Source organism: Leptospira stimsonii (genome assembly GCF_003545885.1).
Taxonomy (GTDB): domain Bacteria; phylum Spirochaetota; class Leptospiria; order Leptospirales; family Leptospiraceae; genus Leptospira; species Leptospira stimsonii.
The window spans coordinates 173094-187162 of sequence record NZ_QHCT01000004.1 but is presented as its reverse complement, the minus strand read 5'-3'; the positions used below and the strand labels follow the sequence as shown (position 1 = coordinate 187162).

Sequence of the window (14069 nt, the reverse complement as noted above, 5' to 3'; positions counted from 1 at the left end):
AAACCCTCGATTTAGCTGATAAGCCAGTTTTTTACGGGGGCTTTTCGTGTATAGGAGATTCCCGGGAGGCCCCCAGGACCGGTTGCAAAAACGCTTGTTATAAAATCCATTCTTTCTGTATAATAGACTCACCGAACAAGCGTTATGCTTATATAGAAACGAAGAAAGAAGAGAAACTAGGGAGAATGAAAATGTCTATCGGCACAATGGAGCAATCTAACTCGAAAACGAACGGATCCTTTATAGGGAATGGCTTTCAAGTAGCGCAGAATCCCGCTACTTTAGAAGAGATCGGGAAGGTTCCGAACACAGATCTGACAAAGATGTCTGAGATTTTTCGCAAAGCGAGAGATGCGCAGAAACAATGGGCTTCTACCAAATTTGCGGTACGTAAAAAACACATTCTGAAGATGCGCGATTATATCGTGGAACACGCGGAAGAATTGGCTGAAATCGTAAGTAAAGACAACGGGAAGTCGAGAATGGATGCGCTTTCCACGGAAGTTCTGCCGGCCGCACTCGCCGCGGATTGGTATGCGAAGAATGCGAGACATCACCTTCAACCGAAAAAACTTCCGATGTCCACATTCTTATTTTTTAATAAGAAGAATGAACTGCATCGGGTGCCCCTCGGTGTTGTTGGAATTATCAGTCCTTGGAATTATCCTCTTTCGATTCCGTTCGGAGAGATCGCGATGGGGCTAATGGCGGGTAACGCGATTCTTTTGAAAGTCGCTCAGTCAACGATTCTTGTCGGACAGGCGATCGAGAAGATCGTAAGAGCGGGAAATCTTCCGGACGGTTTGTTCTATCATATCGTGGGTTCCGGCGGAGCCGTTTCAAAAACGTTCTTTGAGAATCGGGTGGACAAAATTTTCTTTACCGGATCCGTCGCGACCGGCAAAACTCTGATGGCCGCCGCAGTGAACACGTTAACTCCCTTGTCCTTGGAATTGGGGGGAAAGGACCCTATGATCGTTTTGGAAGACGCCGACCTCGAACGTGCGGCAAACGGTGCGGCTTGGGCCGGTTATCAGAACGCGGGTCAATCCTGCGGCGGTGTGGAAAGGGTTTACGTTCAGGAAAAAGTATATGATAAATTCGTAAACTTACTTTCGGCGAAAACAAAAGCGATCCGTCACGGCGCCGACGTAAACTTCGACGTGGATATGGGTTCCATGACGACCGAAGAACAATTGAAGACCGTAAAACACCAAGTAGACGATGCTCTCAAACACGGCGCGAAGATCGTCGCTCAATCCCGGCCTTCCGCAAATACGAAGGGGTTCTTTTATCCGGCCACTTTGATGGTAGACGTAAATCACGATATGGAATTGATGAAGGAAGAAAATTTCGGTCCGGTCATTCCAGTAATGAAATTCAAGACCATAGAAGAGGCGATCGAACTCGCGAACGATTCCACAATGGCTTTAACTTCCTCGGTTTGGACAAAGAACATCGGACTAGGAAAGAAGATCGCGCAAAAACTGGAATCGGGTGTGACCACGATCAACGATCATCTTTACACACATGGACAATCCGAAACTCCTTGGGGCGGTTGGAAGGATTCCGGTTTGGGAAGAACTCATTCCGGACTCGGATTCGACGAGATGACTCAACCGAAGCTCGTGAATTGGGATATCATTCCTTCGAAACGAAATATCTGGTGGTATCCGTTTAATAAAGCTTCTTACGAAGCGATTCTTTCTGCGATGAGATTCAACTTTACGAAGAATCCGATTTCTTGGCTGATCAACGGAACAAAACTTTCCATTTTTATGATCGGAAAGATGTTCACCTCTTGGAAGGTTTGAATTTGGTATTTTGAAAAAAACGTTAAGAGTTTTCGATTTTCTCTTTTTTCAGAGTTTAAACCCGGATCAAGAAAATTTTCTCTCGGACTTTGTTTGTAGGTAGAATCACGACCTGGTTCGTAGAAAGCGAGTTTTGTCGTGATTCTATTTCTTGAGAATGGGGTATTTCCGAAAACGAAAATGTAGGATCTCACACATTTTGAAATGATCTTCCAAAACGGAGCTCTTTCTTTAGCCTAGGTTTTCTCATGTCCTTATACGCAAGTTGACCAGAACTTCAGAAGATTTGTCGGAACTACGACGCCCTACTGTGAAAGTTGCGCGCCCCACCCTGATTACGGGTGGTGGGGAGCGGAGGCGGGAAAAAGTCGGAAACTTTCCTCTATCACAAAATCGAACTTTTCGCAAGAAAAAATTCTCTTGTAGGAATTCCTACACAATGCCTTTTCTCTGGACACTTCTTGTTATATCTCCCCTCAACTATGTGGGCAAGAAGGCTGGGCTTTGAGTCTGGCATTTAAGAATTTTTTGAAAAATAGAACCTGGGCCTGAAAGTGGAAGTTTACGATTCTGTTCCGAAATTTCCAAGTAGTAGGAGTTCTTACAAAAAAAGAACTAAACTTGAGGAGTTCCTCAAAACGTCGATAAGCCTTATCCTTGCCGTAGCGGCGCGTAGGAACTCTTACAAATGCGAGAGATCGGCAAAACGGATAAACCCTGCGATTCTGTAGGAACTTCTACAAAAATCCCGATATTGAAAACGAACGCCGCGCATTTTTTGAAATTGTAAGCCAAAATCTTCAAAGGTTGGAGCGGCCGTTCCTATTATTCTTAAACTTATACCTTTTACGGATAAAAAAATAAGATATTTGAATATTCAATTATTCTGATACGTAAAAAAATCAAGGAAAGATCTTTCGAAAACCTTCCGGAAGATTTCCCAGCTTTCGTGTGGAATAGTCCATAAAAACGACTCCGGTTTTTGCTTCACAAATGATTTTTCCGTTCGCGGGGCCGTCCGCGTGAGACATCCGATAATAGATATCGCATCCCCTCGCATTAAAATCGCCCGCTGTAATTTCGATCCGGATCTTGTCTCGAAAAAATGCTTCTGCCTTATAAACGACCGCGATGTCCGTCATGATGATTCCGAGACCCTCGACATTGAGTTCGTTATAATTGTGTTCCAAGAAAAAACGGGCCCTTGCTTCGTGGAGGAGCGAGATCACTCGGTCGTGTGCGAGATGGTCCGCAAAGTTGATATCGTAAATTCGAACGTCTAAGTCCACGGACCAGACAAACTTGTTAGGGAGTTCCAGTTGAATTCTTGCCATATTATTCCTCGATTTGATTTCCTTCCGATCTGGCTTTTTCCATCGCCTTTCGGATGATTTCCGCGGCTTCTTGCTCGCCTTTTTCTTCCTCTTCTCTGGAAAGCGGTTTGTGTGAGTTCATGTTTTCGATCATTCTATAGTCATCGATATAAGAAGCCATTCTCGAATATTGAACGTAAAATAGAATCGAAGTAAAAACTCCTAGCGTAATCGCGGTCCTTTTGATCGGTGCTTCCAGATACGAAGTCAGGGCGAGATAGAAAAGGAACGGAATATATGCGGTAAAGGCGACTCCGATCCCGATCCCGACGTACACGTGAATCAATCCTCCGAAACTCTGAAGAATGATCGCCACCCAGAATGTGCTGAAAACCGCCGTGCTCGCACGGAAATTTCTGCTCCAATTCGTGACTCCTCCGCAGATCCAAGAAATCAGCATATATAAAAATCCTAATATAGGAAAAACGATTAGACTCGCTAAAAAATATGCGAGGGGCATTTCCAAAAGTAGGAAAGAAACGGGTGGATTCGGCATATCGAGCGGAGTGAAAAGAGTCATGCTCAAAACCGCTCCGATATATAAGAAACCGAGGAAGGTCAGAAAGCGAAAGTAGATCGTGAGAACCGATTCTTTTGTTTTCGGAAGGTTTCTAAAAAAAGAAATCGGTCTGATTAAAATGTCCCGCGCTTCGGTAAGAATGTTTTGAAAGGAATAAGAAAACTGAAACATGAGATCTCCGCTTTCGTACAGGTTTTTCTACAAAAGCGGGTTGGCAAGACGAAAAGAATCCGGCCGCTCATCCTTCGAATCCGATTTCTTTTTCTAACTCGAAACACATTGGGTTCCATCTTAACGAGAAGAGGGCTCTTCCTTGGTAAGGCCGTTCATATATTCTTCCAAATATGTGTGATCCGTATAATCCAACATCTTTGTAAAGTGAACGTGATCTCTTTGATATCCTAATATCGCTTCCAGAGGTTTAAAGATATTCAGACCGGCGCTGATCTCGATATCGGTTCCTCGAAATTGAAGCGGATGTTCGTAACCGGCGGCGTGAGTGACGGAAAGGACCTCTTTGCGAAGTCCTTTGATATAATTTGCGTTTCTTTCCGCTTTGAGGTCGACGTCCAGACCGGCTTGCAACCAACGATTCTGCGTCGCGACTCCTGCGGGACAATGATCGGTATGACAACGTTGCGCTTGAATACAGCCGATCGAAATCATCGCTTCTCTTGCGACGTTGATCAGGTCGCATCCCATCGCAAAGGCGACGATCGCTCTATCAGGAAAACCTAATTTACCGCTACCGATCCAAGCCATTCTCTCGGAGAGATTTTCGTTTTGAAAGATCTGATACACTCTCGCGAAACCCACTTTGAACGGTAGAGAAACGTGATCCGCAAACGCGAGAGGGGCGGCTCCGGTTCCACCTTCTCCTCCGTCGATCGTGATAAAATCGGGTCCTTTGTTTGTTTCTTTCATTCTCTCCGCGAGTTCGTTCCAAAAATTGATTTCTCCGATGGCACTTTTGATCCCGATCGGAAGTCCGCTCACGCTATGGAGCCTTTCTATAAAATCGATGAGTTCGCTCACCGTACTGAACTCAGAATGTGCGTTAGGCGAAATACAATCTTCTCCCGCCGGGACTCCTCGAATTTTTGCGATCTGTTCCGTTACTTTTTTTCCGGGAAGAATTCCTCCTTTTCCAGGTTTTGCTCCTTGCGAAAGTTTGATCTCGATCATCCGTATTTGAGGATTCTCGTGGATTTTTTGTGCGAACATATCGAGTGAAAAATTTCCCTTTGTATCTCTGGTCCCAAAATATCCGGTTCCGATCTGCCAGACGATATCACCGCCTAACTTGTGATAGGGGCTGATTCCTCCTTCTCCGGTGTTCTGATAACAGTGCGCCATCATCGCGCCTTTGTTCAGAGCCGAGACCGCATTCTTACCCAAAGAACCGTATGACATCGCGGATATGTTGACTACGGAAGGCGGACGAAACGGTTTTTTTCGGTTGTGATATTCTCCGATCACTTTGAGACAAGGGATCATAGAAGAATCGTTCTTGAGATGTTTTACTTTGGATTCCGGAAACGGAAACGTGCTGTGTTTGATGATCGGATAACCGGCTTCGTATAACAATTCCGTTGTTCCGAACCCGAAATTGTTGTTTTGTTTTTTAGCCGTCGCATAAACCCAGGAACGTTCGGCTCTGTTGAAGGGCATTTCTTCCTTGTCGTTTGCGACCCAGTATTGTCTGAGTTCTGGTCCGATCATTTCGAACAGATATCGGATTCTTCCCACCAAAGGAAAGTTGTGTTTGATCGCGTGCCTTCTTTGAAAGACGTCGTGTAAAAACGCGATGAGAGTGTAAATCCCGATCGCAGAGAAGAAGGAAGACCAAGGGTGTTCCAAAACAAACTGAATTAGAATTTGATAATCCGGAATTTGCATCCGGCAATTCTGCACCTTTTGTAAAGGTTCCGCAAGAAATATTTTTACTAACTAGCGGATTCTTCCTTGTGCTTGTAGATAAATTCTTTCGTGAATTCTCCACGTTTGTTCATCCTGGCTCCGATAAAGTTCGTTCCGTCTTGAAGGACAAAACTATTGCTCTTTACCCAGTCTCCCGTGTTGATGATTTTGAGATTGGGAATGCAAAGAAAATCGTGCGTATGACCAGAAATCAAAACTTTCTGACCTTGATGGGAAATCCGAGAAAGACGTTCGTAATATCTTAGGATTTCTTCCGTCGTAGTCGGGTCTTGTCTGTTGAGATGTTTTTGGTAGAACGCTTCCGAAAAACGGAATAGGTTCGGCAACAAGAGCGCAATCATATGCAAAAAGCGTAATAAAAAGATGGATCCGATCCAGGTAAAACGGTTGTATTGACCTTGGTGACCGTGTAATGCGATTAGATTCTCGGTTTCCGCTTTTTCACAGATTTCCCAGTTTCGTTCTTTGAGATATTTTTCGATCTTCGGCGGAAGATTCATCAGATACGAAGTAGAATCGTGATTCCCGACGATGTAGATCTTATCTCCACCACGCGCGGAAAGTGTGTCCAAACGATCGAAAAGTTTGTTGAATCTTTTTTTACTTCTTCTGAGTCTTCGAGACGCGCTGAAGAACCAGTTCTCGATGATATCTCCCACGAGATAGATCGTCTGAAAACGAACGTTCTTTTTTTCCAGATGATCTAAGAATTGAAAAAGTTCTTTGTGCTTGTGGGACTTGATCTTTTTGTCGAGAAGGTAGTGAACGTCGGAAAGAAAAATTCCTTCATAGACTTTATCACGTTCGAATTTCATTGAGTTCCGATTACAGATTCAATCTGACGAAAGGATCGGCCTCTGTCAAACGATTCCGTTCTAAATCTGAAACAGGAAGAATAAAATTGGATTACAACGTTTCCCCGTTTCAGAGAATCTTGAACCTTTCTCTCGCTTCTTTTTCGAGCCTTTCCCGGTGATCGGGATGTGCGATTCCGATCAGAGCCTTGGCTCTTTGTCTCAGATTCTTCCCATATAAATTTGCGATTCCGTATTCGGTCACGATGTAGTGGACGTGAGCTCGGGTCGTTACCACGTCGGCTCCCGGTTTGAGTAAGGAGACAATTCTGGATTCTCCCTTTGCAGTTACGGAAGGAAGAGCGATGATCGGTTTGCCTCCTTCCGATAAGGAAGCTCCTCGGATAAAGTCCATCTGACCGCCGACTCCGGAGAATTGTCTGGTTCCGATCGTGTCCGCGCAGACTTGTCCCGTGAGATCTACTTCCACTGCGGAATTGATCGCGGTGACTTTCGGATTTTTTCGGATCACGTGAGGATCGTTGATATATCCGATATCGAGCATCGCAACTTGGGGATTGTCGTCGATGAAGTCGTAGAGTTTTTTTGTTCCCATCACAAAACCGGAAACGATTTTACCTGGATGTTTTTTCTTATGAATTCCGGTGATGATTCCTTTTTGGACAAGATCCATCACGCCGTCCGAAAACATCTCCGTATGAATTCCCAAATCTTTGTGGGAAGTCAGGCAGGTGAGAACCGCGTCGGGTATTGCTCCGATTCCCATTTGAAGAGTCGCTCCGTCTTCCACAAGGGAAGCGACATTTTTTCCGATCGCGATTTCGATGGCGGTAAGGGGAGCGGACTTGTGTTCGTGTAAGGGAAGGTTTCCTTCCACAAAAGAATGAATCTGATCGATGTGTACGATTCCGTCTCCGTGGGTTCGGGGCATGTTCTCATTGACCTGTGCGATCACTACCTTCGCCGTTTCCACTGCGGCCTTACTGATATCGATCGAAACTCCGAGAGAACAAAACCCGTGTTTGTCGGGAGGAGATACTTGAACGAGAGCGACATCTAACGGAAGAATCTTGTTTCTAAAGAGAAGAGGGCATTCGCTTAAGAACATCGGAATATAATCCGCTCTTCCTTCCTCCACCGCTTTCCTCGTGTTGGCGCAGACGAAAAGAGAATTCACAAAAAAATGACCTTCCATTCCCGGTTCGGCGTATGGAGCGTCGCCTTCCGTGTGAAGGTGAATCATTTCCACGTTAGTCAGCTCCTGAGCTCTTGCCGTCAGTGCTTCGATCAACAATCGAGGTGAAGCGGCGACGCTGTGCACAAAAACGCGCTGACCCGATTGGACAGAGGAAAGAGCCGAATTCGCGGAAATAAATTTAACTTTCATTCAATTTAGGGACCTTTTTTAAAAAGAATTCTTCTCGCGAATGGAAGCTCTTCAACCTATTTTTTTGATTTTTCTATCTACAAGAAAATGATATTTCTCAAGCTATCCATATAATGTCATCACAACCGACTCGTAACATATACGTAAAATCAGAAGGAATGTTGATCTTCGTTCTCGCGGCGATTCAATTCACACATATACTCGACTTCGTGATCATGATGCCTTTGGGGAGTTATTTTCAAGAGGCGTTTCATATTGACCCGCAGGAATTCTCATTCTTAATATCCGCATATACGTACAGCGCGTTCGCGGCGGGAATCGTGGGTGCGCTTTTTATCGATCGATTCAATCGGAAGACGGCCGCAATGTTCTTGTACACAGGTTTTATCATAGGGACGGCTTTGTGTGCGGTCGCGGATTCTTATCGTCTTCTTTTGTTTGCAAGAATTTTGTCCGGCGCTTTCGGTGGAGTTCTCAGTTCCGTGACCTTTGCGGTGGTTGGGGACGCAATCGCGATGGAAAGAAGAGGAAGGGCAACCGGTGCCATTATGGGCGCATTCTCCGTCGCCTCCGTGATCGGAATTCCTCTGGGTCTAAAGATCGCTTCCTTCTACGGTTGGAATATGTCCTTCGCTGGAATCGCTTTGATAAGTCTTCCGATTTTGGTTTTGATGTATTATCATTTACCTCACATTCCTCCGTATCAATCCGCCGGTGATAACCCTGTGTTAAACTTCTTTCGGATTCTTACTTATAAAAAATATACGGCCTCGTATATGCTGATGATGTTCGTGATCTTGGGCGGCTTCACAGTGATTCCGTTTATCGCTCCGTATATGGAACGAAACGTTGGAATTTCAAAAGAGGATATTCCGTGGATCTACTTTTTCGGCGGGCTGGTCACTCTTTTTTCTTCGAGATTGATCGGGATTCTTTCCGACAAGATCGGAAAACACAAGGTATTCTATATTTTGGTTCCCTTATCCTTTGTTCCCATTTTTATCATGACGCATTTGGGAAAAACTTCTTTGGCCAACGTCGTGATTTTGACTACGTTCTTTATGGTTCTTGTTTCCGGAAGATGGATTCCTGCGCTTGCATTGATTACGTCCAGTACCGAACCGAAGGACAGAGGTCGTTTTATGACCGTCATTTCTTCGTTTCAAAACTTGGCTTCCGGTTTGGGCGCGACGATCGGAGGAAGTATTCTTTACGCCGCCTCGCCGACCGCTCCATACGAAAACTATGATATAGCCGGTTATCTCGCGATAGGGTTTAACGTGATCGCGCTGATTCTGATTTCGAGAGTGAAGGCCGTTTCTTAAGGAAAGAAAATTCCCGAAAAATTTTGCTCTAATTCTTGACATTTTAATGAGACAGAATATTTTGCAGCCACACGAAAAGGAGGTGGTCTAGTGAATGATAGTTGTTGTAAACAATTGACCTGTGAGGTGGCTGAGCAATAGCCCGGGTTTCACTTGCAATACAGCCGTAATTGGGGCATTGCAATACAATCAGACCACTGACCTTTCTGAGTTTCGCGAACTGGTCATTCTCGAGCTTCCGATCCCGGCAGTTTGATGCCGGAGAAACGATGCAGTCGCTCAGAAGGTTTCCCTCAAAATTCTTCTTTTCCGAACCTTTCAAAAGTGTCCTTCCCGCTCCACCGAAAATTCTTCTCTTTTTTAGAACCGTTTGAGAATCAGGTAGAATGAAACGTGCCCTGATCCTATCCGGAGGAGGAGCCCGAGGCGCTTATCAAGCCGGGGTTCTTCGATATTTAGAAGAAATTCAATTCAAACCGGATGTCATCTGTGGAACTTCCGTAGGAGCGATTACGGCCACCGCGATGGGTTGCGGAATGAACGCGGCCGAGATCACCAAACTCTGGAAGTCGATCGAAGCAAAGAAGGTGATGCGTTATTCCATCTGGAACGATCTCGTAGACATCTTCGTAAAAAGTTATTCACCCTTAACCGATACGACTCCGCTCAAAAATCTTCTCTATTCTCATTTGGACTTTCGAAACCTAAGGAAGAATCCGACGGAAGTGATTATCACGGCGGTGAATATTCTCACCGCCGAACTTGTATTTTTTCGAAACAAAGAAATCGATATCGAACACGTGATGGCCTCGTCCGCGATTCCGATGTTTTTTCCCTGGCAGTATGTGGACGGAGCTCCACACTGGGATGGAGGTGTAATGGCAAACACTCCGATTCTTCCCGCAGTGGAAAGAGGGGCGACGGACATCGTTGTAGTATTACTTTCTCCCGTCGGGGGGATCGACATGGGACTTCCGAAAACGAGAAGAGAAGGTTTGGAAAGGGTCTTCGAGCTTTCTCTCATCGGTTCCTTTCAAACCGTGATGTCCAATATGAATTTTGAAAAGAAAAAAAGAAAAGGCAAAAAATCAAAACTCTCTTCTCTTTTATCCATTCCGAGCGCGGATCGACCGGAATTAAAAATCAGAACGATCGGCCCGAGAACCTCGCTAGGCTTCAGTAGTATATTAAATTTTTCGCAAGTACAGGCGGACTATTTGATCAGCAGAGGTTATGAAGACGCAAGAATTCAGTTTAACGAATAGGAATATACGGAGATTGTGATTTGAATCACGGCTCGTGAAAGTAGAACCGAAGAAAATCAATCGGACGCACCGAGCGATTCAGAAAAGAGAGGCTCTCAAACTGCAACCACAAAGTTTGAAAAGCCAGTAGAGACTCGACTCAACGGTTTTGACCGCGGGCTCTTGAAGAGTAGGTTGCGATTGGCTCTTTGCGAAGCAAAGAGATTCTTATTAAAAAGAAACGCTCTTTACAAGCAAAGAAACTTAGGGGAAAAAGAAATCAATTCGGGGAAATACAAAATGGAAGAATTATTCGTAAAGAACGGACATTTCGCTGGGAAGGACGGGACGATCTATCAGTTGAGAGGAGTCAATCTTTCGGGATCGGCGAAAGTCCCCTCGAAGCCGGACGGAACCACACACTTTGACCAGACTCTTACATTCTACAATCATAGAAACGTTTCCTTTGTGGGAAGACCCTTGGAAGAAAGCCAGGCAGGCGAGCACTTTGATCGTCTTCGGAAGTGGGGATTCAATTTTCTACGATTCATCATCACTTGGGAAGCGATCGAGCACAAGGGCCCCGGAAAATACGATACGGAATACATAGACTACATAGAAAGAATGGTCTCTCTCGCGGGACAAAAAGGACTCTATCTATTTATCGATCCACATCAAGATGTTTGGTCTCGTTTTACGGGAGGAGATGGGGCGCCCGGATGGACTTTGGAAGAATTGGGAATGGACATCGGAAAGATACGAGATTCCGAAACCGCAATCGTACATCATCACCAGGGAAGAAATTATAGAAGAATGTCCTGGCCGCTCAACTATCAGAAGTATGCGTGCGGAACGATGTTTTCTTTATTCTTCGGAGGAAAGGAATTTGCACCCGAAACGAAAATCGGCGGAAAGAACGTTCAGGATTTTTTACAAGATCATTATATAGAATCCGTTCTCAAAATCGTACGCAAACTAAAAAAATACAAACACGTCGTCGGCTTTGATTCTATGAACGAGCCTTCTCCGGGATGGATCGGTAAAAAGAATCTGGGAGAGTTCGAAGCCTTCGGTTTTGGAAAGGTGATCAAAACTCCTCCGTTCAAAGAAATGTATTTATCTGAAGGGCGCGCCGTTTCTGCGGAGCAAGCGTATATGCTCGGGTTCTGGAGTCTTCCTTGGGGAAAGGTTCGATTGAATGCGGGCGGAGTTCCTCTTTGGAAACGAGGACATCAATGTATCTGGAGAAATCACGGAGTTTGGGATTACGATCCGAACGGCGCTCCTATGTTACTCAAACCGGATTACTTCTATAAGAAGAATGGAAGAAAATACGAATTCTATTCCGATTTTATGCAACCCTTTATCAAGAAATTCAAAGAAAGAGTGCAGAAGGTAGAAAGTAGATTTCATATTTTTATAGAAAGTGATCCCTCTCGACTCGAGTTGGAATGGAAAGAAACTCCGAAGAAGAACCACGGTGGTGTCGTGAACGCAACACATTGGTATGATGTTTCGGTGCTCATGCTCAAACGTTATTTTCCTTGGTTCGGAGTTCACGTTTTCAAAGCAAAGCCGGTTTTCGGAAGCGAAAATATCGATAAGGCTTACGAAGAAACGATTCGAATGATCCGGGAAATGTCCGAAAAAAATATGGGAAATTGTCCGACCGTAATCGGAGAAACGGGACTTCCGATGGATTTGAATCAGAGAGTCGCGTATCTCAAAAAAGATTACGGGGTTTTAGAAAAAGCTTTGGATCGAATCATGAAGGCGATCGAAAAAAATTTCGTAAACCTCGCCCTTTGGAATTATACTCCGGATCATACTCACAGTTTGGGAGATCGTTGGAACGAAGAAGATCTTTCTATTTATTCATTGGACACACCCACGGCTTACGACGAAGACGGAGGACGGGCGGTAAAGGCCTTTAGCCGACCTTATCCGGTTCGAACGAAGGGTTTACCCGTGGCCTTGTCTTTTGATATGGAACGTTCTCTATTCAAATTTTCTTTTCGACAAGAAGGAGATTTATTTCCGGAAACCGAAATATTCATTCCGGACATTCATTATAAGAATGGCTTTGAAGTTTTGGTGAATGCGGGTTCGTATCAGTACGACGCCCGTGCCAGAATACTCAAGTTTAAGGGAGAAAAAGGAATTCTACATTATGGAATAACCATTTTACCGTCGAAAAAATCACTTTTCAGGGAACAAGATCGGACTAAAGTGGTTCCGAATACTCAAAAGAGGAAGATTAGATGAAAAAAGTTCTCATGATTACCCTAAGCGCTGTAGCAGTTCTATCTCTGACTGTTATGTGCGGCGGACCAAAACATTCGGCGGAAGAATGCGCTCCGATCGTTGAAGAAATGCTAACCAACCTGACAGCAGGACAAAAAGCAGACGATACCGCAAACATCGCAACCATGAAAGCGACATTAGTTCCTGTTTTACAAAAAGAATGTATGTCTGGAAAATTTGATCTGACTTGTCTCAAGTCCGCGAAAAGCATTCCCGCAATTCAGGCTTGTAAGAAATAAGATTTTTCCAATCAAAGTAAAGCAGGGAAGGATTTCTTCTTCTCTGCTTTTTTTTTATCGAATCTTTCTCTCGATTTACCTTTTTCTTCTCACCTACTTCATTCTTCTAAAAGAAAAAAACCTTCCTCTTCCGAATAACATCCGTGTTCTCGATACGGACCCGAAGGATAGAAATGGATCTTTTGCGCGTAGCGCCGACCGATTCTTAGACAATTCAGACAGATATCCCAGCGAATCGCCCAGTCGCATTCTTCCTTTCGAAAAGAGGGAAAGACCCGTAAAAGGGGTTTTGATTCCGGTTGTTCTTGAGTTTTCTGATTGGGTTCGTTTTGAGAAAATATCGGAAAGGAGAATTCGAGTAAAAGTCCAAAACAAAACAATCCAACCATGCAAAGTTTAGAAATTAGGATCGGATTTCCATAACCTAATATTCTATTTTCCGGTTTGGGTTCGTTTTGAAAAAATGAGGACATCTAAGAATTGTATCGAAAGAATCGATTCCTATAAGGAGAGAAATTTTCTCCGATTCGATTTTTAGATTCACAATGATTTTAAGGAGGAAAAAGTTCTTCTTCTCTTTTTCTCGCAGACCAAATCTTGAAGAGGGAAAGCCCGAAGAGGAGGATGGAAATTCCGTTTGCGATATGACTCCAAATCGAAGGGGTAGGTCCGTCTTCTCCTTGCATCAGAATTTGCGTAGTCAAGAGCAAGACTAAACTTCCTATGAGGGTAAATACCCATTTTCCGCCTGGTTTTTTTGATTCGGATCGAATCCAAAATGAAAGGGGAATCAAGATTCCCGCAAAGATCACATTCCCCCAAAACGTGTGCATCTCTCGGATGACAAGTCCGATTCCGCAGACCCCGACGAGCCAAGCTGGGATCAAATAAAAGTAACGTGGACGAATCCTTTGATCCAAAGTGAGTTCCAAAATTCCGCCTGCAAGACTAAGGATGGAACAAAAAATCAAGATTCCCCAAGGATTCCAAGTAACGTCGTAAAAACTTAAAATGATAGAAACAAGTGCGGCAAAAATTCCCAATGCTCCGCCGGTTCCGTTATAAACGATTGTCATGAGACGCCTCGGTTTATTAACAAACGGCCTG

12 protein-coding genes are annotated in these 14069 nt (G+C 44.4%); 5 read left to right on the top strand and 7 right to left on the bottom strand.

What is annotated here, in order from left to right:
- Positions 1–191: 191 nt before the first annotated feature.
- Positions 192–1814: an aldehyde dehydrogenase family protein gene (locus tag DLM75_RS15260; protein ID WP_118969364.1), complete on the top strand. Its 1623-nt coding sequence runs from the start codon at positions 192–194 to the stop codon at positions 1812–1814.
- A gap of 902 nt (positions 1815–2716) precedes the next feature.
- Here the strand turns inward: DLM75_RS15260 and DLM75_RS15255 are convergent.
- The 5 genes from DLM75_RS15255 to DLM75_RS15235 all read right to left on the bottom strand — a co-directional run bounded on the left by DLM75_RS15255 (position 2717) and on the right by DLM75_RS15235 (position 7850).
- The gene (locus DLM75_RS15255; RefSeq protein ID WP_118969363.1) at positions 2717–3148 is read right to left on the bottom strand and encodes an acyl-CoA thioesterase; all 432 of its coding nucleotides are present in this window, start codon (positions 3146–3148) and stop codon (positions 2717–2719) included.
- A 1-nt stretch (position 3149) separates the two neighbouring features.
- Positions 3150–3878 (bottom strand): Yip1 family protein, encoded by a 729-nt coding sequence (locus tag DLM75_RS15250; protein WP_118969362.1) that lies wholly within the window; start codon positions 3876–3878, stop codon positions 3150–3152.
- 120 nt (positions 3879–3998) lie between these two features.
- Positions 3999–5606, bottom strand: coding sequence for an FMN-binding glutamate synthase family protein (locus DLM75_RS15245; RefSeq protein WP_118969361.1), 1608 nt, complete (start codon positions 5604–5606; stop codon positions 3999–4001).
- A gap of 47 nt (positions 5607–5653) precedes the next feature.
- Entirely contained in the window at positions 5654–6463 is an 810-nt protein-coding gene (locus tag DLM75_RS15240) for a UDP-2,3-diacylglucosamine diphosphatase (RefSeq protein WP_118969360.1), read from the bottom strand.
- Positions 6464–6572: 109 nt separating this feature from the next.
- Positions 6573–7850 carry an acetyl-CoA hydrolase/transferase family protein gene (locus DLM75_RS15235; RefSeq protein ID WP_118969359.1) on the bottom strand — a complete coding sequence of 426 codons (1278 nt, stop codon included), beginning with the start codon at positions 7848–7850 and terminating at the stop codon, positions 6573–6575.
- Positions 7851–7963: 113 nt separating this feature from the next.
- On the opposite strand from DLM75_RS15235, the gene DLM75_RS15230 reads away from it, so the two are divergent.
- The 4 genes from DLM75_RS15230 (at position 7964) to DLM75_RS15215 (ending at position 12962) form a co-directional block, all read left to right on the top strand.
- Positions 7964–9175, top strand: coding sequence for an MFS transporter (locus DLM75_RS15230; RefSeq protein WP_118969358.1), 1212 nt, complete (start codon positions 7964–7966; stop codon positions 9173–9175).
- 386 nt (positions 9176–9561) lie between these two features.
- Entirely contained in the window at positions 9562–10440 is an 879-nt protein-coding gene (locus tag DLM75_RS15225; protein ID WP_118969357.1) for a patatin-like phospholipase family protein, read from the top strand.
- A 279-nt stretch (positions 10441–10719) separates the two neighbouring features.
- Complete coding sequence (locus tag DLM75_RS15220) at positions 10720–12684, top strand: glycoside hydrolase family 5 protein (protein WP_118969616.1); 1965 nt, start codon at positions 10720–10722, stop codon at positions 12682–12684.
- A complete protein-coding gene (locus DLM75_RS15215; RefSeq protein ID WP_069609767.1) occupies positions 12681–12962 on the top strand; it encodes a TIGR04454 family lipoprotein in 282 nt (93 codons plus the stop codon). Before DLM75_RS15220 ends, DLM75_RS15215 begins: the two co-directional genes overlap by 4 nt.
- 98 nt (positions 12963–13060) lie before the next feature.
- Here the strand turns inward: DLM75_RS15215 and DLM75_RS15210 are convergent, their stop codons facing one another.
- Positions 13061–13351 carry a hypothetical protein gene (locus DLM75_RS15210; protein WP_429945487.1) on the bottom strand — a complete coding sequence of 97 codons (291 nt, stop codon included), beginning with the start codon at positions 13349–13351 and terminating at the stop codon, positions 13061–13063.
- Between the two features lie 162 nt (positions 13352–13513).
- Positions 13514–14038, bottom strand: a complete 525-nt coding sequence (locus tag DLM75_RS15205; RefSeq protein WP_118969356.1) for a hypothetical protein — start codon at positions 14036–14038, stop codon at positions 13514–13516.
- Between the last annotated feature and the right edge of the window lie 31 nt (positions 14039–14069).

What these genes read in the sequence shown, in the direction of transcription:
- DLM75_RS15260 (WP_118969364.1), top strand. Translation starts at nt 192, where the DNA reads ATGTCTATCGGCACAATGGAGCAATCTAACTCGAAAACGAACGGATCC.
- DLM75_RS15255 (WP_118969363.1), bottom strand. Translation starts at nt 3,148, where the DNA reads ATGGCAAGAATTCAACTGGAACTCCCTAACAAGTTTGTCTGGTCCGTG.
- DLM75_RS15250 (WP_118969362.1), bottom strand. Translation starts at nt 3,878, where the DNA reads ATGTTTCAGTTTTCTTATTCCTTTCAAAACATTCTTACCGAAGCGCGG.
- DLM75_RS15245 (WP_118969361.1), bottom strand. Translation starts at nt 5,606, where the DNA reads ATGCAAATTCCGGATTATCAAATTCTAATTCAGTTTGTTTTGGAACAC.
- DLM75_RS15240 (WP_118969360.1), bottom strand. Translation starts at nt 6,463, where the DNA reads ATGAAATTCGAACGTGATAAAGTCTATGAAGGAATTTTTCTTTCCGAC.
- DLM75_RS15235 (WP_118969359.1), bottom strand. Translation starts at nt 7,850, where the DNA reads ATGAAAGTTAAATTTATTTCCGCGAATTCGGCTCTTTCCTCTGTCCAA.
- DLM75_RS15230 (WP_118969358.1), top strand. Translation starts at nt 7,964, where the DNA reads ATGTCATCACAACCGACTCGTAACATATACGTAAAATCAGAAGGAATG.
- DLM75_RS15225 (WP_118969357.1), top strand. Translation starts at nt 9,562, where the DNA reads ATGAAACGTGCCCTGATCCTATCCGGAGGAGGAGCCCGAGGCGCTTAT.
- DLM75_RS15220 (WP_118969616.1), top strand. Translation starts at nt 10,720, where the DNA reads ATGGAAGAATTATTCGTAAAGAACGGACATTTCGCTGGGAAGGACGGG.
- DLM75_RS15215 (WP_069609767.1), top strand. Translation starts at nt 12,681, where the DNA reads ATGAAAAAAGTTCTCATGATTACCCTAAGCGCTGTAGCAGTTCTATCT.
- DLM75_RS15210 (WP_429945487.1), bottom strand. Translation starts at nt 13,351, where the DNA reads ATGGTTGGATTGTTTTGTTTTGGACTTTTACTCGAATTCTCCTTTCCG.
- DLM75_RS15205 (WP_118969356.1), bottom strand. Translation starts at nt 14,038, where the DNA reads ATGACAATCGTTTATAACGGAACCGGCGGAGCATTGGGAATTTTTGCC.